This window comes from Pseudidiomarina marina (assembly GCF_044807045.1).
GTDB lineage: Bacteria > Pseudomonadota > Gammaproteobacteria > Enterobacterales > Alteromonadaceae > Pseudidiomarina > Pseudidiomarina marina.
This window is the reverse complement of record NZ_CP085233.1, coordinates 1,209,985-1,228,477: the sequence shown is the minus strand read 5'-3', so window position 1 is coordinate 1,228,477 and position 18,493 is coordinate 1,209,985. Positions and strand designations below refer to the sequence as shown.

Here is an 18,493-nt window from a genome sequence, read left to right as displayed (position 1 = left end):
ATCTCCTTACTTACGGCCTTTAGGGCGTTTTGCTGGAGCTGCTGGCTTTTCTTCAGCAACTGGCATGCCGCCAAGAACTTCGCCTTTGAAGATCCATACTTTGATACCAATGATACCGTAAGTGGTGTTAGCTTCAGCGGTTGAGTAGTCGATATCCGCACGCAATGTGTGCAATGGAACACGACCTTCGCGGTACCATTCGGTACGTGCGATTTCCGCGCCGCCTAAACGGCCACTAACTTCAACTTTGATACCTTTGGCGCCAAGACGCATGGCGTTTTGAACCGCGCGCTTCATTGCACGACGGAACATGACACGACGCTCTAGCTGGCCAGCGATGTTTTCAGCAACCAGTTGTGAATCAAGCTCAGGCTTGCGCACTTCTGAGATGTTGATTTGCGCAGGAACACCAGTCAGTTTAGAAACTGCTTGACGCAACTTCTCAACGTCTTCGCCTTTCTTACCAATCACAACACCTGGACGTGCAGTGTGGATAGTCACGCGGATGCTCTTCGCTGGACGCTCGATGACGATACGTGAAACTGACGCGTTAGCCAGTTCTTTGTTCAACATCTTGCGAACCAAGTGATCGCTGTGCAGGTTATCAGCAAAATCTTTCGTATTCGCGAACCAGGTTGAATTCCATGGTTTGGTGATACCTAGGCGAATACCATTAGGATGTACTTTCTGACCCATAATTTATCTCCTAGCTATCTGATACAACCACAGTAATGTGGCTGGTACGCTTAAAGATACGATCAGCACGACCTTTCGCACGAGGCTTGATGCGTTTCATGGTTGGACCTTCGTCTACCATTACTTTAGCAACTTTTAACTCGTCGATGTCGGCACCTTCGTTGTGTTCAGCATTCGCGATAGCTGACTCCAACACCTTCTTCAGCAGCACAGCTGCGTCTTTAGGGCTGTAGTTCAGAATATCCAGAGCTTTCGCTACTGGTAATCCGCGAATCTGATCCGCTACCAAACGGCCCTTTTGCGCAGAAAGCTTGGCAAACTTGTGAATAGCAATAGCTTCCATCTTATGTCTCCCTTAGCGTTTCTTCGCTTTCTTATCAGCGGCGTGGCCACGATAAGTGCGGGTTGGTGCGAATTCACCAAGCTTGTGACCAATCATTTCGTCAGAAACGAAAACTGGTACGTGCTGGCGACCGTTATGAACAGCGATAGTTAAGCCGATCATATCAGGGATAATCATTGAACGACGGGACCAAGTTTTAATTGGCTTTTTGTCCCCGGCTTCCAACGCTTTCTCCACCTTATTCAGTAGGTGAAGGTCGATAAATGGACCTTTTTTAAGAGAACGTGGCATGTCTAATCCTCAACTCTTATTTGTTGCGACGACGTACGATGAACTTATCAGTACGCTTGTTCTTACGGGTCTTATAACCCTTAGTCGGAGTACCCCAAGGAGTAACCGGATGACGGCCACCAGAAGTACGACCTTCACCACCACCGTGTGGGTGATCAACTGGGTTCATCGCCACACCACGAACGGTAGGACGAACACCACGCCAGCGCTGCGCACCAGCTTTACCCAATTGACGCAGCATGTGCTCTGCGTTACCTACTTCACCGATGGTTGCACGGCAATCCGACTGAATGCGGCGCATTTCGCCAGAACGCAAACGTACAGTTACGTACGCGCCATCGCGAGCTAGAAGCTGTACTGACGCACCAGCTGAACGAGCCAACTGAGCACCTTTACCAGGCTTCATTTCGATAGCGTGAATCACTGAACCCACTGGGATATTGCGCAGTGGAAGTGCGTTACCGCTTTTAATCGGTGCATCTGAACCAGATACGATTTGATCGCCAGCTTTCATGCCTTTTGGAGCAAGAATGTAGCGACGCTCACCGTCTGCATACAGAACCAAAGCGATGTTCGCTGAACGGTTTGGATCATATTCCAAACGCTCAACTTTCGCTGGGATACCGTCTTTGTCGCGTTTAAAGTCGACCATACGGTAGTGATGCTTGTGACCACCGCCGATGTGACGAACAGTAATACGACCATTATTGTTACGACCGCCTTTTTTGTTGTTTTTATCCAACAACGGGGCGTAAGGCTTACCTTTGTACAGGTCTTCGTTAACCACTTTAACTACGTGGCGACGACCTGGAGACGTAGGCTTACACTTAACTAATGCCATGTGAATTCCTCCTGTTACTCAGCGCCGCCGACGAAGTCGATGTCCGCACCTTCTTTCAGGGTGACATACGCTTTTTTCCAGTCGCTGCGCTTACCGAAGCGCATGCCGGTACGTTTGGTTTTGCCTTTTACGTTCACAGTGCGAACGCTATCAACCTCAACTTCAAACAACTTTTCTACAGCTGCTTTAATTTGCGGTTTAGTGGCGTCTTTCGCTACTTTGAACACGACAGTGTTAGCTGTTTCTGCAGTCACAGTAGACTTTTCAGAAACGTGAGGAGCCAGAATTACAGTCAGCAAACGTTCTTCGCGCATCATGATAATACCTCCTCGATTTGCTTCACTGCGTCAGCAGTCATCAAAACTTTTTCAAAAGCAATCAAGCTTACAGGGTCAAGACCTTGAACGTCGCGAACGTCAACTTTGTGCAAGTTACGTGCGGCTAAGAACAAGTTCTCGTCAACTTCTTTAGTCACGATAAGAACGTCGTTCAAATCCATTGACTTCAGCTGAGCTGCTAATGCTTTAGTTTTTGGTGATTCAACACCAAACTTCTCTACCACGATTAAACGGTCTTGACGAACAAGTTCAGACAAGATGCTTTTCATCGCACCGCGGTACATTTTCTTATTTACTTTTTGGTCGTGGCTGCGTGGTTTCGCTGCAAACGTAGTACCACCAGAGCGCCAAATTGGGCTACGGATAGTACCTGCGCGAGCGCGGCCAGTACCCTTCTGACGCCATGGCTTTTTGCCACCGCCAGATACTTCAGAACGCGTCTTTTGTGCTTTGGTGCCCTGACGAGCGCCCGCAGCATAAGCAACGACTACCTGATGAATCAGAGCTTCGTTGAACTCACGTCCAAAGGTAGCTTCGGAAACTTCAAGAGCGCCTTTTGCGTCTTTTAATGTTAATTCCATCACCATTCTCCTCAGACGTTACGCCTTAGCCTTGACTGCTGGCTTGACGATTACATCGCCACCAATAGCACCAGGGACAGCACCGCGAATCAGCAACAAGCCACGCTCTGCGTCAACACGTACAACGTCAAGCGTTTGTACAGTTACTTGCTTGTTACCCATTTGACCTGCCATCTTCTTGCCTTTGAATACCCGACCAGGAGACTGGTTTTGACCAATAGAACCCGGCGCACGATGCGACAACGAGTTACCATGGGTAGCGTCCTGAGTACGGAAATTCCAGCGCTTAACAGCACCTTGGAAACCTTTACCTTTTGAGGTACCGGTAACGTCTACTTGTTTGGTGTCTGCAAAAATCTCAACAGTGATTTCAGAACCTACTGCAAAATCTTCACCTTCACCGTTCTCTAGGCGGAATTCCCAGAGACCGCGACCTGCTTCAACACCCGCTTTCGCGAAGTGACCAGCAAGTGGTTTAGTAACGCGGTTTGCTTTTTTAGTACCTGTAGTCACTTGAAGCGCGCGATAACCGTCAGTTTCCTCAGATTTAACCTGAGTCACACGGTTTGCTGTCACTTCGATCACAGTAACAGGTACAGAAGCGCCGTCTTCTTGGAAGACGCGAGTCATTCCTACTTTACGACCGACTAGACCAATAGCCATTGTTAAAACCTCTCGTGTGTAATCCTATTACTGCCCGCTTAGCCCAGGCTGATCTGTACATCAACACCCGCTGCAAGGTCTAAACGCATTAATGCGTCTACAGTCTTGTCAGTTGGGTCCATGATGTCGATCAAACGCTTGTGGGTACGGATCTCGTACTGGTCACGCGCATCTTTGTTCACGTGTGGAGAAATCAACACGGTGAAACGTTCTTTGCGTGTAGGTAGTGGAATTGGGCCACGTACCTGAGCACCAGTGCGTTTTGCAGTCTCAACGATTTCTGCAGTCGACTGGTCAATCAGACGATGATCGAACGCTTTCAAGCGAATCCGAATTCTTTGATTAGCCATAAAAAATCAAAGCCTCAATTAAAGAGCATTTAAAAAAGAGCACAGAAAAAAACCGACACCCTGGCAGCATACCGGGCGTGGCATTTTCAACGAAAAATCCATTCAATCCCCTATCGGGACTGCTGTGGCAACCTAACACAGCTGTGAGCGCTCCAAGGAGTTCATCAACTGTGGCCGCGAATTATACACTTTTGAAGGGAAAAAGCAAGGCCGATATTAGCTGTTAGATATTAGATATTAGCGGGTTTAGAGTTGATATTGGAAAGAGAGAAAAGTGCGCTATTAACCGAGTTTCGAAATTAAAGATCTAATATCGAATATCTAACAGCTAATAGCGCTCTTGCTTTTAGTGGTTGGCGGCGTAGTCTTCTACTTCGCGCCACACACGTACAAAGTTCTTATACAGAATCTTCTCAATTTCTTCTTCACTGTAGCCCCGGTCAAGAAGCCCTTGAACCAAGTTTGGATAAGTTGAGACATCCTTCAAGCCCACCGGCAGTGAGTCACCAACACCGTCGTAATCCGAACCAATACCTATGTAATCAATACCAACGAGGTTTTTCACATGGTCAATATGGTTCAGCACTTCTTCAAGGGTCGCGAACGGGAACGGATTTTTTGCGCGTACTTCAGCGATGCGCTTTTCAGCTTCCTCGCTGCCTTCTCCATATTGCTCATTGATCGCAGCAATTTGCTTACGAACGATATCGCCGTATCGGTTTGCTTGCTGCGTAACAAACGATGAGCCGAAGTTGATCATGATAACGCCGCCATTTTCGGCGAGGCCTTTGATCATCTCGTCACTCATATTACGCTCAAAACCTGGCGTATATTTACGTAGTGAAGAATGCGATGCGATAACTGGAACTTGCGAGAGCTCGACGGCTTGCCAGAATGCTTCGTCCGACACGTGAGAGATATCAATCATCACCCCGACGTTGTTCATTTCTTTTACCAGCTCTTTGCCAAATGGACTTAAGCCATTCCATTGACGGCGAATATCGTATGATGAATCTGAGATGTGATTCGACTGGCTGTGTGCCAAGGTAATATAGCGAATACCTCGATTATAGAATTCGTGGAGGTTGTTTAAGTCGCCTTCAATTGGCGAACCGTTTTCCATACCAAGGGCTAAAGAAATAACGCCGCGCTCTTGTTGCTGCATCACTTGATCGACACTATATGCCATAGCAAATTTTTGCGGGGCTCGCCAAGCTAAGGCTTCCATACTATCAATAAGCTGATGCGCTAATTGATAGCTAGCTCCTGGCGTTTGTTCTAATTGCGCTGGAATATAAATCGACATGAACGGAACATTCAAACCGCCCTGCTTTGCACGAGGGTAGTCGAAGTCACCACGTTGTGTTGCGCGTGAAACATCTTCCCAATCGTTATTTAATCGATATGGCACATCAATGTGTGTATCAATAATTAAATTCTTCTGCGCAATTTCATGCGCTTTGTCACTAGCTGTATACTCTTGCGCTGTGGCAATAGTTGTTAGACTCAGGGCGCCAACCAAACCCAACATAAGTGGCTTATTCACGCAGTAACTTCCTCTTATTATAAGAATTAACGGTGAAAATCAGCCTACCACATGTTTATATTGTATTCACTCGGATTTGTCGACGCTTATCGCAGCAGTAGCGATGACGACCGCACCAGCAACCACGGTACCCAATACTGGTGCTGCCATCATCGCGACAAGAAAACTGGATTGCATCCACATGCTGTTATTCCTCGTTACCGGCAATTAAGTCAACGGCAACTTCAGCCACATTAGTCAACATGCGTGATGGATCTAATGCAAATTTTACTTCAGCAATATACTGCATCAACTCAAGTTGGTTTTTTGATTTAACTTGCTGACGCGTGTTGCTAACTTCTTGTGAAATGCTTTCTTTTAAAGACAATTGTAAATTACTGTCTGTTTGTTTTTCTTGTGCTTGCGCTGAACCGAACAATAAAGCAGAAGCTACAACGATTGAAGTGATTGTGGTTTTCATGGGTAATCTCCTAGTTAGTATTCGTGGACTAATTATTTAGTCGCTAGGAGATAAGCAAAGGTTGTGCCAACTTTGGCGGGTGACGCTAAAAAATTTATTTATTCTTTATTTTTCAAAGGCTTGTATATTTTCTTTTTAATTAAAAGTGATCATATACCCGAGCTTCACTGATGTGCAGTTAACTTGTTTCAGTTGTGAAATTAGCCAATTTTTCGGCAAAAAGCGTACGGGCTGATACAACTTCATGGTATGCCGCCTCCAAAACAGGACGCGCAGCAGTAGCTTGCGGACCAAGCTGGCTGAGTACCTGTCGCCACTTTTTAGCACCAGGCCCACCTTGAAACAAACCAATCATATGTCGTAATACATGCCATGGTCGGCCGCCTTGCTCCACATGGTGATCGGTATAGGCAATCATTGATTCAATAACCAACTCGACGTCAACCTGACGATTATGTCCGAGTAAACCGTCAAACTCAGTTAACAGATATGGATTTTGATAGGCTTCACGGCCAATCATTACGCCATCAACATAGTGTAGATGCTGCTTGATTTCGGCAACACTTTTAATGCCGCCATTAATAGATAGGTGCAAATGCGGGTAACGCTCTTTCATGCGATATACACGATCATAGCGAAGCGGTGGAACGTCCCTATTTTGTTTCGGGCTCAAGCCTTTTAGCCAGGCGTTACGTGCATGCAGAGTAAAATGCTGGCAACCGGCATCCATTACCGGCTCCATAAACGCTTGAAGATACTCGTCACTATCGTGTTCATCAATGCCAAGTCGAGTTTTGACCGAAACAATCGTATTCGGTGCGGCATCGCGCATCGCTTTAACGCATGCTGCTACAATTTCCGGTTCGGCCATTAAGCAGGCGCCGAAACTACCGTTTTGCACTCGATCTGACGGGCAACCAACATTGATATTTACTTCTTGATAACCACGTTCAGCTGCTCGCGCAGTGCACTCAGCCATGGCCGCAGGGTCGCTACCACCGAGCTGAAGAACCACGGGTTGCTCTTCAGGGTTAAACTGCAAAAAGTCCATTTTCCCGTGAATAATTGCGCCCGTAGTCACCATTTCAGTGTAAAGCACTGACTTTTGGGTCAATAACCGATGAAAATACCGACAATGCCGATCAGTCCAATCTAACATCGGCGCAATTGCAATTAATTTGTCGGCATCATAATAGGTCATTGTACTTCTTCACTACTGGTTCAATTCGAGCGCGCGATTCTACCACTCTCTACTAGTGAGGGCTAGCCACAACCGGAGCCCGTCGTGCCTGCGTCATCAATTCAAAAGCATGTGCGGCTTCAATCAAAACACCCTCACTACGAGCGGTGCCGAAAAAACTTAATCCAACTGGCATGTGCTGAACAAAACCCATCGGCACAGTAATATGAGGATATCCAGCAACTGCGGCCGCCCCACTCGCTGAACCGGTAAAATGATCACCATTAATTAAATCAATTTTCCATGCCGGTGATACAGTCGGCGCAATAAGCATGTCTAAGTTATGCTCTTTCAAGACCGCATCGATACCTTCTTTGCCCGCTTTGCGTTTAGCATCAGCCTTAGCTTGCTTATAATCCTCATGGTCAGCTTGGCGAGCGACTGACATTTCGAACAATTCTTGTCCAAACCATTTCATGGTGACGCCTGCATGTTCCTTGTTTGCAGCAATAAGGTCTTCCAATGAACTAAAATCCGGATGCGGGCTCTGTTCAAAGTACTCGCGCATGCCATGAGCGAACTCATACAGCAAAACGGTATATTCATCGCCACCCCAATTGCGTCCATTTGGAAATCTGAGGTCATCAACAATAATGGCGCCAGCTGCTTCTAGCTCCTCAATCCGACGATTAAACACGCGGTCAAGCTCGTTATTGTAGCCAGCTAGCTCGCGCATCACACCAATGCGCTTTCCTTTCAAACCATCGGTTTTTAGATGTTCTACATAATTGACTGTGTCGTTATAACTCGCGGCATCGCTTTTATCGTAACCCAGCATCGCCATCATTAGATGCACGGCATCGGCGACACTACGAGCCATTGGTCCGGCCGTATCTTGACTTGCAGAGATCGGGATAATCCCATCGCGACTGAGTAAACCAACCGTTGGTTTAATGGTCACAATGCCGTTAATGGCAGCCGGACAAACAAGACTACCGTCCGTTTCAGTACCAACCGCAACTGGAATAAAGTTAGCGCTCACTGCGGCAGCTGAACCCGAACTAGAGCCACAAGCGGTGCGTGACTGATCATATGGGTTCTTAACTAAACCACCCAAACTACTCCATCCAGAAGACGAATTGGTCGAGCGAAAGTTCGCCCATTCACTTAAGTTGGCTTTACCCAGAATAATTGCACCGGCTTCGCGCAATTTCGCCACAATAAAAGCATCGTTGGGTGGCATATGGTCACGCAATAAATAAGAACCTGCGGTGTTAGCTAACCCGTCAGCAGTATCAATATTATCTTTCAACAGTACAGGAATACCGTGCATTGAACTGCGAGTTTTCCCGGCTTCACGCTCGGCATCGAGCTGCTTGGCTTGCTGTAATAGCTTCTCACGCTCCTGCACAGACAAAACCGCTTGAAGTTCGGCACCATCACGATTGTGTTGGGCAATTCTATCCAAGTACCGTTCAACCAAAACAACACTGGTCAATTCACCACGGTTTAATTGGTATTGAAGTTGTTCAATTGTCGGATCATCAGCCGCCCATGAATTCGCACTGAACAATACAAAAAACGCCAACCAACAAAGTGCTTTTATTGTTTTCATTTATATTCCTTTCAAGTCACTGACAGATGGCGCTTTGCGCCTGATGAAAGCGATGATAAACTGCTGCTCATGAACACACAAGAAACCCAGCGCCTCGTCAATAAGGCCGAACAACTATGTGAACAACGTGGCGCCCGCTTAACGCCGGCACGCCGCGAGGTTTTTGAGATCCTTGCTGAACAAGAAGGTGCTATTGGTGCTTACGACCTGCTTGATAAACTCAAAGCAGCGGTACCGAATGCTAAACCGCCAACCATTTATCGCGCATTAGATTTCTTGCAAGAGCAGGGTTTTGTTCACAAAATCACATCGTCAAATAGCTACGTATTATGCAGCCATTTTGACCACCAGCATCCGGTACAAATGTTAATTTGTGAGCGTTGCGGATCGGTGCAAGAGATACAATCAGACGGTGTATATGATGCGCTGAAAAAGCAGGCTGAGGGACAAGGTTTCTTAGTTGCTTCGCAAACCATTGAGGCGCACGGCCTCTGCAAAGACTGCCGTTAATAAAGCGAGCGGGCCTAGTAATCAGGCCCGTCTGGCATATCAATCTTCGCTAAATTATCAAAGCGCGAGTAATGTCCTTGGAATTTTAGCTTCACACTACCAATAGGACCATTACGCTGCTTACCAATAATCACTTCCGCTACGCCCTTTTCTTCACTTTCTGGATGATAAACTTCATCACGATAGATAAACATAATCACGTCGGCATCCTGCTCAATTGAGCCTGATTCACGTAAATCAGAGTTAACCGGCCGTTTGTTGGTACGTTGTTCCAACGAGCGGTTCAACTGCGACAAAGCAACAACAGGCACTTCAAGTTCTTTCGCTAACGCTTTCAATGAGCGAGAGATTTCAGCAATCTCAAGCGTTCGGTTTTCTGACATACCTGGCACGGTCATTAACTGCAGATAATCGACCATAATCATCGAAAGACCACCACTCTCGCGATAAACACGTCGTGCTCTAGAGCGCACCTCAGTCGGGGTTAATCCAGATGAGTCATCGATATAAATATTATTCTTATCTTTGAGAATATTGATTGTTGAGGCGATACGCGACCATTCGTCTTCTTCGAGTCGCCCAGTACGAATTCTAGTTTGGTCCACATGGCTTAGTGAAGCGAGCATACGCATCATGATTTGTTCCGATGGCATTTCTAAACTAAACACAAGAACGGGTTTCTCAGCGCGCATCGCAATGTTTTCAGCTAGGTTCATTGCAAACGTTGTTTTCCCCATCGATGGACGCGCTGCGACAATAATGAGATCCGACGGTTGTAATCCAGCTGTCATTTGGTCGAGATCGTAGAAGCCGGTTGAAGCGCCAGTAATACCATTATGATTTTTACTACGGCTAAGTTCGTCAATTCTATCGATAGTTTTCTGCAGAATTGGCGAGATTGGTTGCGGCCCTTCATTCTCGTTGGTACGTTTTTCGGCAATCTGAAAAACTTTGCTTTCGGCAAGATCAAGAAGTTCGCTGGAAGTTCGGTTTTGGGTGTCAAAACCAGATTCGGCAATTTCATTGGCCACTGCAATCATTTCTCGCAACACTGCGCGCTCGCGTACAATCTGCGCGTAGGCTCTAATGTTTGCTGCACTTGGCGTGTTTTTGGCAATCTCACCTAAGTACGCGAAACCACCAACATCTTGAAGTTCGCCTGAGGTTTCCAACACTTCAGATACTGTGACCAAGTCAATCGGTTGGGTACGCTCGGCTAAATGATGCATGGCTCGATAAATAAGGCGATGCCCGCGATGATAAAAATCATCCGCAATCAATTCCCCAGCAATCGTATCCCAGGCCTGATTATCCAGCATCAACCCACCCAGAACTGATTGCTCTGCTTCAATCGAATGGGGAGGCGTTTTTATTGCATCTAGTTTGGCATCTTTTATTTTTTGCTGTCCTTGCCGTGAATGCTTATCGCTGCGCTTGTCTGCCATGAATGTCCCAGTGAACTAATTTGAACGACCAAGCGAAACTATACAAAATGATGCCTCAGTAAGAAAGCGAATCAGCATAATTTTGCTGATTCGCTTCTTCTCATTCCAATCAATTACTTTTTAAGAACGATGTCACCGCTGACCGTACGGAAGGTCATTGAGCCGCTACGCTCGCCCAACTGCAAGCTAAGGCGTTGGCCAATGCCGAAGGGTGATTCTTCTGCTTGTTGTTGTGTTAAGTGATTATGGATAGCGCCACCAGCACTTGTTTTAGCATCGATATCGGCGTCAATAGACCCCTTGAACAGCATATTGACTTCACCGCTAACACTCTCAACGCTCACTCGGCCTTCACGAGCTACTTCTAAGTTTGCATCGATATCACCGCTAACACTATTCACCTGAAGTGACTCGATACGTTGCAAGCGTAACTCAATATCACCAGAAACAGCTTCTACACGCACAACCTTGGCATTTGTTTTTGCGGCCAAGTCACCACTCACGCTGGAATAAGTTGCACGTGAGCTATCACTGCCATGGTCCTTCACATCGCCACTCACGCTGCGTAGTGCTAGTTCTCCGGCAAGACCTTTTCCTTCGATATCGCCGCTTACAGACTCAAGCTGTGCGTTACCAACAAGTTGTGAAGCCGCAATATCTCCGCTTACGGTATTCGCCGTTACGGCTGATTTAAAGTTTGACACTTTAAAATCTACTGATACGCCGCGAGCTTCTACTCTAGCGGTTTCCGGTAATGTTATTGTCAGATCGTTACCATCGTTATCGTTGTAATTACCACGCTTTGGCATTTCAACTTTAATCGTCAAGGTATCGCCGTTTAACTCAAAAACAAATTTCTCAGCGTGTTTGTCCAAGCGACCAGTAACGTGGGCAACATTATTTGAACCACCTCGAATATCCACTTCGCCACGCATTGTATCAATAACAACGCGTGCATTTGCTGGAATGTCTAGTTTCTGGTCAACTCGTTCGCCCTGAGCCTGTGCTGAAAACGATAGCGCGATTACAACGGCGCCAATCAACATATTAAATACTTTCATGGTCGTACTCCTGTTACACCTGCTGATAGGTGCGTGGTTGTTGATACATAACTTTTAATAAATCGAGTTCTTGCTGATGCAGCCATTGGAGAAACTGCCACAGCTCACTATTATCCGGATCGAGTCGCAATTGCTCTGTGACTTGCACAGCAGCGCTACGCAATTGTTCAAGCTCAGATTGCAGCTCTGAAAAAGTAGGTTGTAAACCAGCATCTTCATAGTTCGCTAAAAGTATCTGGCGTTGTTGTTGATGCTGCTGCGTCACCATGGTCAACAGTTCAAGCTGTTGCCCATTGACGGTTGTACTGACTGAATTCATCGATAAGCTCAAGGTAACGCCAACAATGACAAATATCGAAGCCGCCGCACCAGTGAACCACACCCAGTAATTGCTAGGTTTACGTTTCAACGTGACTTGACTGCGACTGATACTCGCTTCAATACCACGCCAAAGATCTCGCGGAGGGGTTACTTCACGGTTTTCAGCGATGGCTTGTTGGATAAGCGCATCAAGCTCTTGAGCTCGGTTATCATGCGTTGTCATAACTTAGCCACTCCTCTAATAATGTTCGGGCGCGAAATACCTGCGCTTTGCTAGTGCCTACTGCTATACCTAACTCCTCGGCCACGTCTTCATGGCGCATTCCCTCTAAACAATGCAGCACGAAAACCCAGCGCATCTGTAACGGAAGTCGTTTTACTAAGTGATCCAGTTGGTTTAAGTCAGCACTATCTTCTTGCACCAGTTGCTGTTCAAATTGCGCTTGGTTCTCGCCAGCTAATTGCAACTTGCTGAGACGCTTCGTTTGTTTACGCAATTCGGTTATTGCCACACGTGTCGCGACAGTATGTAACCACGTACTAAACTTGCTCTCACCGCGAAATCGTTCGAGATTCTTCCACAGCTGAATAAACACTTCTTGCGTCACATCCTGAGCGGCATCATGATCGGCCGCGAGTCTCAGTACCAAACCGTAAACTCGGCGATGGTGCCGTTCATAAATTTCTCGAAACGCCTGGAGATCGCCAGCACCGGCTTTTTTAGCAAGTGCGATGTCAGGATCATCAAACTGCGTTGTTGTTAGTATTTGGGCTGTCACTGTTAGTCCTTGATTCAGTTGGTACAGCTAAGTGTTATTTCTCGTACCTAGTATGTCGTCACTAACCACATTATGGTTTACACGATTTAAAAAAAATCCAAAAAAAAAGCTGCCCGAATGGACAGCTTTCTTAAATTGATAACTGCGACTCAATTAGTCAGCAGCAACAACCTGTAACTTCACAGTAGCAAATACGTCTGAGTGCAAGTGCAACTCGATGTCGTATTCACCAACTTCACGCAAAGTACCGTGTGGTAATAATACTTCAGCTTTCACAACTTCAACGCCTGCAGCAGTTACTGCATCCGCGATGTCGCGAGTACCGATTGAACCAAACAACTTACCTTCGTCACCAGCTTTAGAGCTAATCACAACCGGCTCAAGTGCATTGATTTTTTCTGCACGTGCTTGCGCTGCTGCTAACTCTTCTGCCAATTTAGCTTCAAGTTCAGCACGACGCTCTTCAAATACTTTGATGTTCGCTTCGGTAGCAGGAACTGCTTTACCTTGTGGGAACAAAAAGTTACGTGCATAGCCAGACTTAACTGAAACTTGGTCACCCAAGCTACCTAAGTTGGCAATTTTGTCTAATAGAATGATTTCCATTGTACGCTACCTCTGAGTTTCTGAGATCGTTCGCGATGCCGGCTTACTGATGTGAATCAGTGTAAGGCAGCAACGACAAGTAACGTGCACGTTTAATTGCACGCGCCAACTGACGCTGGTACTTCGCAGAAGTGCCAGTGATGCGGCTAGGAACGATTTTGCCACTCTCAGTGATATAGTTTTTCAGAGTAGCGATATCTTTGTAATCAATTTCTTTAACGCCTTCAGCCTTAAAACGGCAGAATTTACGGCGACGGAAAAAACGAGCCATGATGGTCTCCTCAAATCTTCACAAGTTGCTGGGCGTGTAGTACTAATTTGCCAATACCGTTTTTATCTTCTATTCGATTCAAAAAACCAGTGGCTTGTACTGCAGTTCCAACCTTTAATTCGTTTGCCCATTGCGGTGCTTTCTCGCCACTTAAAACCACAGTAATTCTGACATAACTGCGACGTGGGAGACCGGCTTCAATTTGTTCAGAAATATGTTCTAAGACAAATCGTAAGTGGCTAATGCCAGCCGGACTGTGCGTCAATTGAGGCGGTTTGATAATCTCGCCGCTTACGCAATAGTTATTTTGCACAGGCTCCACAATAGTAGACTCAGTGAGTTACGGCTTATGCCGCTTCGCTGTCGTCTTGCTCTTCGTTACGGCTTTCGCTCTTACGCGGCTCGTCTTTCTTGCTCAATGGAGAAGCTTCAGTTTCCGCTTCTTTCTTGCGCATGATCATGCTGCGTAATACCGCATCGTTGTAACGGAAAGCTGTTTCCAGCTCTTCAACAACTTCAGCAGTCGCTTCGATGTTCATCAACACGTAGTGTGCTTTGTGCAACTTGTTGATTGGGTATGCCAACTGACGACGGCCCCAGTCTTCTAAACGATGAATGGTACCGCTTCCCTGTTTGATGGTCTCGCTGTAACGCTCGATCATGCCAGGGACTTGCTCGCTCTGGTCTGGATGGACCATGAATACGATTTCATAATGACGCATTTCTGCTCCTTATGGTTCATAGCTACTGACTGGCTCAGTCACACCCTCAGCAGCAAGGAACGCTTTTTTAAATGAATAAAATACTTCAGACTGATTTAAGCGGCGGGATTTTAGCCTATAACGCCTGCAATCACAAGCTTGATTGCACTTTATGGCCGTTTTCAACAAGCTCAATTAATATTTTGACGTACTGCTCCGGCAATGCGCCAAAGGTTTCCATCTGCCCTTGCACTTTAAAACGTTGTATCGAAGAGCTTGTGTCACTTTCTGTTGGCGCGCTCAACTGCCCTGACAATTGCAGTAAATCAGCAGCTTCAACCGTAACATTGAGTGTCCAGGCATGGTCTTGTGGTTGATCGAGCAATCGCCATTCATGACGGCTTTCGATTCGTTGTTCTACATCAAACAGAACATCTTCTAACTGCGGATTTTTAGTACCGGTAACCTCGTAGGAAACATATAGGTACGGCTTGTTTGAGCGCTTGCCTGGATCAAGATCGCCAACGGGCAACCATGCTAGTGCTAACATGGCAATCACTAACCCCGCGAGTAATAATGGCCGCCAGCTACGCTTAATTGCCATGACGTTGCCTCACCGCCTCATACAAGCAAACACCGGTAGCGACAGACACATTTAAGCTACTGACGGTGCCTAATAATGGGATTTTAATGAGCTCATCACAGGTTTCCCGTGTCAACCTGCGCATACCGTCACCCTCTGCACCCATTACAATAGCGACAGGCCCTTTAAGGTCGACAGCATAGAGTTCTTGTGTAGCTTCACCAGCCGTACCAATCACCCACACTTGCTTATCTTGCAACTGTCGTAAAGTACGCGCCAAATTCGTTACCTGGACAAACGGTACGGTTTCGGCCGCACCACTTGCCACCTTGCGGACCACTGGTGTAATCGATGCCGATTTGTCTTTTGGAACAATCACGGCAGTAACCCCAGAGGCGTCGGCAGTGCGTAAGCAAGCACCTAAATTATGCGGATCAGTCACACCATCGAGAACTAGGAACAGCGCGCGTTTCCCGGCTTTGTCACATAGGCTATCCAAATCATTCTCGGTTAACTGCGGTGCTTCAAGCGCAGTAATGGCGATTCCTTGGTGATTACCACCTTCGGTTTTTTTATCGAGCGTCGCCTTTGGCACAAATTGGACGCGTAAACCTAATCGCTGAGCTTGGCTGACTAATAACTGTAACGGTTTATCTTGACGCTCTCGGGTGGCAAATACTTCGACCAAACGCTCTGGGTGCTGCTCTAACAAAGCGCGCACCGAATGCATGCCAAATATGGTGACTTTTTTACTCATGATAATTATTGACTCACTTTCTTACTTTTTTGTTTTTTGGCTTCTTACCTTTTCGCGTCGCTTCGGTCGCTTTTCGCTTCGATTTGATTCGCGCTTTAGTCGCTTGTTTTTTCTGCTTCTTACTAGTAGCAGAAGGCTTGTTGCGCTCGCCACGCGTACTCGGATGGTGCCCTTCCGGCATGCGATTTTTACCCATCGGGCTTTCCGCTGACAACAAGTCTAAATCGATTTTACGTTCATCCAAATTAACCGATTTGACACGGATGCGGACTTTATCACCTAACCGATAAACAATTCGACTATTTTCACCAATGAGCATCTGCTTTTCGCCGTCAAATTGATAATAGTCGTTGGAAAGGTTACTGATATGCACTAAACCATCAATTTGCATGTCATCAATACGCACAAACAAGCCAAAATTAGTCACCGCGGCAATCACACCACCAAACTCAGAGCCAATATGGTCTTGCATGTATTCACATTTGAGCCATTCATCAACTTGACGCGTTGCATCATCGGCGCGACGTTCAGTCATTGAACAGTGCGCTCCAAGTTCATCAAGTTGTTCATCCGGATACATCCAAGCGCCCTCTAGCGCCGGACTGGGCCCTTGTTGTTTCTTCAACAGCGCCTTAATTGCTCGATGCAAAATTAAATCTGGGTAACGACGGATGGGCGAAGTAAAGTGCGCATACTCATCAAGCGCTAATCCAAAATGTCCCGCATTATCCGGGCTATACACCGCTTGCTGCATCGAGCGAAGTAACATCGTTTGAATCAATTCAGCATCAGGACGTTCAGCCACCTGTTGTAAAACTTCGGTGTAGTCGCGTGAACTCGGATCATCTGACCCTTTCATGGTTATTCCTAGCTCTGCTAAGAAACTTCGAAATGCACTTAAGCGCTCAGTTGATGGTGGCTCATGCACACGGAACAGCGCGCCAGCCTCTTCATGCCCTTCTATCAGTCGAGCCGTGGCGACATTCGCCATAATCATACATTCTTCAATAATGGTGTGAGCAACATTTCGACGCACTGGCTCAATTGATTCAATTTTCCGTTGAGCATTGAAGATAAAACGCGTTTCTAATGTTTCAAATTCAATTGCAGCACGCTGTTGGCGTGCTTTTTTAAGCACTTTAAACAATCCATGTAGATGGTCGATATTCGTCATCACATGATCATATTCAGCACGTAACTTCGGATCACCATCGAGAATTGCAGCAACTTTGGTATAAGTTAGTCGCGCATGTGAATTCATTACTGCCGGATAAAACTTCGATTTTTGTAGTTTACCCCGCGCATTAATTTCCATTTCAGCGACCATGCAAAGCCGGTCAACATCTGGATTTAATGAACACAATCCATTGGAAAGTTTTTCCGGTAACATGGGAACAACAAAGTTCGGGAAATAAACCGAGTTTCCGCGCTCAAAAGCATCTTTATCTAATGCCGTGTTGGGACGCACATAGTAGCTCACGTCAGCAATCGCCACCCATAAGCGCCAGCCGTCGCCATTAGGCTCGGCACACACTGCATCATCAAAGTCACGAGAATCATCACCGTCTATGGTAATTAACGGCAACTCGCGTAAATCGATTCGCCCTTCATAAGCTTCTGCTGGAATCGTCTCACCAAACCGAGCGAGCTCTTGCTCAACGCCAGCAGACCACGTGTTTGGAATATCATGTTCGCGAATGGCAATTTCAATTTCCATGCCGGGTGCCATGTGTTCACCAAGCACCTTTGTGATCGTGCCGAGCGGACTACTACGTCGAGTCGGTCGTTGGGTAATTTCAACCACCACAATTTGCCCATGCCGTGCTCCGGCTGCCTGACCTTCTGGAATAAGAATGTCTTGGTTAATGCGGCTATCATCCGGTACAACCATGCCAATGTTATGCTCGACAAAATAGCGTCCGACAATGTCGCCTTGGCGAGGTTCGATAACCCGCACCACACGCCCTTCAACACGGCCTTTACTATCGGTACCTTGCTGCTGCACCAACACTTTATCGCCGTGCAAAACGTTGTACATTTGATGATGAGGAATGAATAAATCAGCCCCACCCTCATCCGGACGACAAAACGCAAAGCCATCGCGGTGGCCAATAATTCGACCTTTTATCAAATTCATTCGGTCTGGCAAACCATAGGCGTTAGCTTTGGTATAAATTAATTGGCCATCACGCTCCATAGCCCGTAGCCTGCGTTTTAAGCCTACCTGTTGACGTTCGTCACTGAGCTGAAATTGTTCGACAAGTTCTTCAAATTGCATGGGCTTGAGACGAGCTTTCACAGCGTCTAGGAGCTGCTCGCGCGAGGGAATTTCTACTTCGTATTCGGGGGTATCTTTTTCTTTAATTGTCATAATTTCTCATATTAGCAATGCGTTCTTGCATTGAATGAATAACCTAAGCATAACAGGTTATTCGTTATTCGTTATTCGTTATTCGTTATTCGTTATTCGTTATTCGTTATTCGTTATTCGTTATTCGTTATTCGTTAAAGATAAGACTAAAGCCAAAGAACGCAAGTTCCTTGCAGCAAAAGAA

24 protein-coding genes are annotated in these 18,493 nt (G+C 46.5%); 1 reads left to right on the top strand and 23 read right to left on the bottom strand.

Translation table 11 applies throughout. The features are described 5' to 3' along the window. Window positions 1–6 precede the first annotated feature (6 nt). From rpsC to LG272_RS05770, 12 genes are all read right to left on the bottom strand, one after another. Window positions 7–696, bottom strand: coding sequence for a 30S ribosomal protein S3 (rpsC, locus tag LG272_RS05825; RefSeq protein ID WP_092854203.1), 690 nt, complete (start codon window positions 694–696; stop codon window positions 7–9). A 10-nt stretch (window positions 697–706) separates the two neighbouring features. Continuing rightward, window positions 707–1,039, bottom strand: a complete 333-nt coding sequence (gene rplV / locus LG272_RS05820; protein WP_055438606.1) for a 50S ribosomal protein L22 — start codon at window positions 1,037–1,039, stop codon at window positions 707–709. A gap of 12 nt (window positions 1,040–1,051) precedes the next feature. Next, on the bottom strand, window positions 1,052–1,330 hold the full coding sequence (gene rpsS / locus LG272_RS05815) for a 30S ribosomal protein S19 (protein ID WP_026860408.1): 279 nt from the start codon (window positions 1,328–1,330) through the stop codon (window positions 1,052–1,054). A 16-nt stretch (window positions 1,331–1,346) separates the two neighbouring features. Beyond that, window positions 1,347–2,171, bottom strand: coding sequence for a 50S ribosomal protein L2 (gene rplB, locus LG272_RS05810; RefSeq protein WP_092854201.1), 825 nt, complete (start codon window positions 2,169–2,171; stop codon window positions 1,347–1,349). A gap of 14 nt (window positions 2,172–2,185) precedes the next feature. Beyond that, complete coding sequence (rplW, locus tag LG272_RS05805) at window positions 2,186–2,488, bottom strand: 50S ribosomal protein L23 (RefSeq protein WP_092591572.1); 303 nt, start codon at window positions 2,486–2,488, stop codon at window positions 2,186–2,188. Beyond that, entirely contained in the window at window positions 2,485–3,090 is a 606-nt protein-coding gene (gene rplD / locus LG272_RS05800; RefSeq protein ID WP_092854199.1) for a 50S ribosomal protein L4, read from the bottom strand. The genes rplW and rplD overlap by 4 nt, the downstream gene beginning before the upstream one ends. 18 nt (window positions 3,091–3,108) lie before the next feature. After that, window positions 3,109–3,753, bottom strand: a complete 645-nt coding sequence (gene rplC, locus LG272_RS05795) for a 50S ribosomal protein L3 (RefSeq protein WP_156266812.1) — start codon at window positions 3,751–3,753, stop codon at window positions 3,109–3,111. A 38-nt stretch (window positions 3,754–3,791) separates the two neighbouring features. Further along, window positions 3,792–4,103 (bottom strand): 30S ribosomal protein S10, encoded by a 312-nt coding sequence (rpsJ, locus tag LG272_RS05790; RefSeq protein ID WP_008488677.1) that lies wholly within the window; start codon window positions 4,101–4,103, stop codon window positions 3,792–3,794. A 346-nt stretch (window positions 4,104–4,449) separates the two neighbouring features. Then, complete coding sequence (locus LG272_RS05785; protein ID WP_404409974.1) at window positions 4,450–5,634, bottom strand: dipeptidase; 1,185 nt, start codon at window positions 5,632–5,634, stop codon at window positions 4,450–4,452. 202 nt (window positions 5,635–5,836) lie between these two features. Beyond that, window positions 5,837–6,109, bottom strand: a complete 273-nt coding sequence (locus LG272_RS05780) for a hypothetical protein (RefSeq protein ID WP_126758429.1) — start codon at window positions 6,107–6,109, stop codon at window positions 5,837–5,839. Window positions 6,110–6,287: 178 nt separating this feature from the next. Beyond that, window positions 6,288–7,310 carry a tRNA dihydrouridine(20/20a) synthase DusA gene (gene dusA, locus LG272_RS05775; protein ID WP_404409964.1) on the bottom strand — a complete coding sequence of 341 codons (1,023 nt, stop codon included), beginning with the start codon at window positions 7,308–7,310 and terminating at the stop codon, window positions 6,288–6,290. A gap of 52 nt (window positions 7,311–7,362) precedes the next feature. Continuing rightward, window positions 7,363–8,904, bottom strand: coding sequence for an amidase (locus LG272_RS05770; RefSeq protein ID WP_126758427.1), 1,542 nt, complete (start codon window positions 8,902–8,904; stop codon window positions 7,363–7,365). 69 nt (window positions 8,905–8,973) lie between these two features. On the opposite strand from LG272_RS05770, the gene zur reads away from it, so the two are divergent. Continuing rightward, on the top strand, window positions 8,974–9,414 hold the full coding sequence (gene zur, locus LG272_RS05765) for a zinc uptake transcriptional repressor Zur (protein ID WP_126758426.1): 441 nt from the start codon (window positions 8,974–8,976) through the stop codon (window positions 9,412–9,414). A gap of 14 nt (window positions 9,415–9,428) precedes the next feature. On the opposite strand, the gene dnaB is transcribed toward zur, so the two are convergent. From dnaB to rnr, 11 genes are all read right to left on the bottom strand, one after another. After that, the gene (dnaB, locus tag LG272_RS05760) at window positions 9,429–10,859 is read right to left on the bottom strand and encodes a replicative DNA helicase (protein ID WP_126758425.1); all 1,431 of its coding nucleotides are present in this window, start codon (window positions 10,857–10,859) and stop codon (window positions 9,429–9,431) included. Window positions 10,860–10,972: 113 nt separating this feature from the next. Further along, window positions 10,973–11,920, bottom strand: coding sequence for a DUF4097 family beta strand repeat-containing protein (locus LG272_RS05755; RefSeq protein WP_126758424.1), 948 nt, complete (start codon window positions 11,918–11,920; stop codon window positions 10,973–10,975). Between the two features lie 13 nt (window positions 11,921–11,933). Continuing rightward, window positions 11,934–12,464, bottom strand: coding sequence for a hypothetical protein (locus tag LG272_RS05750; RefSeq protein ID WP_404409963.1), 531 nt, complete (start codon window positions 12,462–12,464; stop codon window positions 11,934–11,936). Continuing rightward, a complete protein-coding gene (locus LG272_RS05745; RefSeq protein ID WP_241967915.1) occupies window positions 12,451–13,020 on the bottom strand; it encodes an RNA polymerase sigma factor in 570 nt (189 codons plus the stop codon). The genes LG272_RS05750 and LG272_RS05745 overlap by 14 nt, the downstream gene beginning before the upstream one ends. 153 nt (window positions 13,021–13,173) lie before the next feature. Next, window positions 13,174–13,626 carry a 50S ribosomal protein L9 gene (gene rplI, locus LG272_RS05740; RefSeq protein WP_126758422.1) on the bottom strand — a complete coding sequence of 151 codons (453 nt, stop codon included), beginning with the start codon at window positions 13,624–13,626 and terminating at the stop codon, window positions 13,174–13,176. Between the two features lie 43 nt (window positions 13,627–13,669). Further along, window positions 13,670–13,897 carry a 30S ribosomal protein S18 gene (rpsR, locus tag LG272_RS05735; RefSeq protein ID WP_006956988.1) on the bottom strand — a complete coding sequence of 76 codons (228 nt, stop codon included), beginning with the start codon at window positions 13,895–13,897 and terminating at the stop codon, window positions 13,670–13,672. A gap of 10 nt (window positions 13,898–13,907) precedes the next feature. Then, window positions 13,908–14,210, bottom strand: a complete 303-nt coding sequence (gene priB / locus LG272_RS05730) for a primosomal replication protein N (protein WP_241967914.1) — start codon at window positions 14,208–14,210, stop codon at window positions 13,908–13,910. A 34-nt stretch (window positions 14,211–14,244) separates the two neighbouring features. After that, the gene (gene rpsF / locus LG272_RS05725) at window positions 14,245–14,619 is read right to left on the bottom strand and encodes a 30S ribosomal protein S6 (protein WP_126758420.1); all 375 of its coding nucleotides are present in this window, start codon (window positions 14,617–14,619) and stop codon (window positions 14,245–14,247) included. A gap of 130 nt (window positions 14,620–14,749) precedes the next feature. Beyond that, a complete protein-coding gene (locus LG272_RS05720; RefSeq protein ID WP_404409962.1) occupies window positions 14,750–15,202 on the bottom strand; it encodes a hypothetical protein in 453 nt (150 codons plus the stop codon). Continuing rightward, window positions 15,192–15,938, bottom strand: coding sequence for a 23S rRNA (guanosine(2251)-2'-O)-methyltransferase RlmB (gene rlmB, locus LG272_RS05715; protein WP_126758418.1), 747 nt, complete (start codon window positions 15,936–15,938; stop codon window positions 15,192–15,194). The genes LG272_RS05720 and rlmB overlap by 11 nt, the downstream gene beginning before the upstream one ends. 13 nt (window positions 15,939–15,951) lie before the next feature. Beyond that, window positions 15,952–18,309, bottom strand: coding sequence for a ribonuclease R (gene rnr, locus LG272_RS05710; protein ID WP_126758417.1), 2,358 nt, complete (start codon window positions 18,307–18,309; stop codon window positions 15,952–15,954). Window positions 18,310–18,493: the final 184 nt, after the last annotated feature.

Excerpts from the sequence above, each read along its gene's own strand:
- rplW (WP_092591572.1), bottom strand. The coding sequence starts at position 2,488 with ATGATGCGCGAAGAACGTTTGCTGACTGTAATTCTGGCTCCTCACGTT.
- rpsC (WP_092854203.1), bottom strand. The coding sequence starts at position 696 with ATGGGTCAGAAAGTACATCCTAATGGTATTCGCCTAGGTATCACCAAA.
- LG272_RS05755 (WP_126758424.1), bottom strand. The coding sequence starts at position 11,920 with ATGAAAGTATTTAATATGTTGATTGGCGCCGTTGTAATCGCGCTATCG.
- dusA (WP_404409964.1), bottom strand. The coding sequence starts at position 7,310 with ATGACCTATTATGATGCCGACAAATTAATTGCAATTGCGCCGATGTTA.
- zur (WP_126758426.1), top strand. The coding sequence starts at position 8,974 with ATGAACACACAAGAAACCCAGCGCCTCGTCAATAAGGCCGAACAACTA.
- rlmB (WP_126758418.1), bottom strand. The coding sequence starts at position 15,938 with ATGAGTAAAAAAGTCACCATATTTGGCATGCATTCGGTGCGCGCTTTG.
- rplC (WP_156266812.1), bottom strand. The coding sequence starts at position 3,753 with ATGGCTATTGGTCTAGTCGGTCGTAAAGTAGGAATGACTCGCGTCTTC.
- rpsR (WP_006956988.1), bottom strand. The coding sequence starts at position 13,897 with ATGGCTCGTTTTTTCCGTCGCCGTAAATTCTGCCGTTTTAAGGCTGAA.
- rpsF (WP_126758420.1), bottom strand. The coding sequence starts at position 14,619 with ATGCGTCATTATGAAATCGTATTCATGGTCCATCCAGACCAGAGCGAG.
- LG272_RS05770 (WP_126758427.1), bottom strand. The coding sequence starts at position 8,904 with ATGAAAACAATAAAAGCACTTTGTTGGTTGGCGTTTTTTGTATTGTTC.
- rpsJ (WP_008488677.1), bottom strand. The coding sequence starts at position 4,103 with ATGGCTAATCAAAGAATTCGGATTCGCTTGAAAGCGTTCGATCATCGT.
- rplI (WP_126758422.1), bottom strand. The coding sequence starts at position 13,626 with ATGGAAATCATTCTATTAGACAAAATTGCCAACTTAGGTAGCTTGGGT.
- rplB (WP_092854201.1), bottom strand. The coding sequence starts at position 2,171 with ATGGCATTAGTTAAGTGTAAGCCTACGTCTCCAGGTCGTCGCCACGTA.
- LG272_RS05780 (WP_126758429.1), bottom strand. The coding sequence starts at position 6,109 with ATGAAAACCACAATCACTTCAATCGTTGTAGCTTCTGCTTTATTGTTC.
- LG272_RS05750 (WP_404409963.1), bottom strand. The coding sequence starts at position 12,464 with ATGACAACGCATGATAACCGAGCTCAAGAGCTTGATGCGCTTATCCAA.
- rnr (WP_126758417.1), bottom strand. The coding sequence starts at position 18,309 with ATGACAATTAAAGAAAAAGATACCCCCGAATACGAAGTAGAAATTCCC.
- rplD (WP_092854199.1), bottom strand. The coding sequence starts at position 3,090 with ATGGAATTAACATTAAAAGACGCAAAAGGCGCTCTTGAAGTTTCCGAA.
- rplV (WP_055438606.1), bottom strand. The coding sequence starts at position 1,039 with ATGGAAGCTATTGCTATTCACAAGTTTGCCAAGCTTTCTGCGCAAAAG.
- LG272_RS05785 (WP_404409974.1), bottom strand. The coding sequence starts at position 5,634 with ATGTTGGGTTTGGTTGGCGCCCTGAGTCTAACAACTATTGCCACAGCG.
- LG272_RS05720 (WP_404409962.1), bottom strand. The coding sequence starts at position 15,202 with ATGGCAATTAAGCGTAGCTGGCGGCCATTATTACTCGCGGGGTTAGTG.
- dnaB (WP_126758425.1), bottom strand. The coding sequence starts at position 10,859 with ATGGCAGACAAGCGCAGCGATAAGCATTCACGGCAAGGACAGCAAAAA.
- rpsS (WP_026860408.1), bottom strand. The coding sequence starts at position 1,330 with ATGCCACGTTCTCTTAAAAAAGGTCCATTTATCGACCTTCACCTACTG.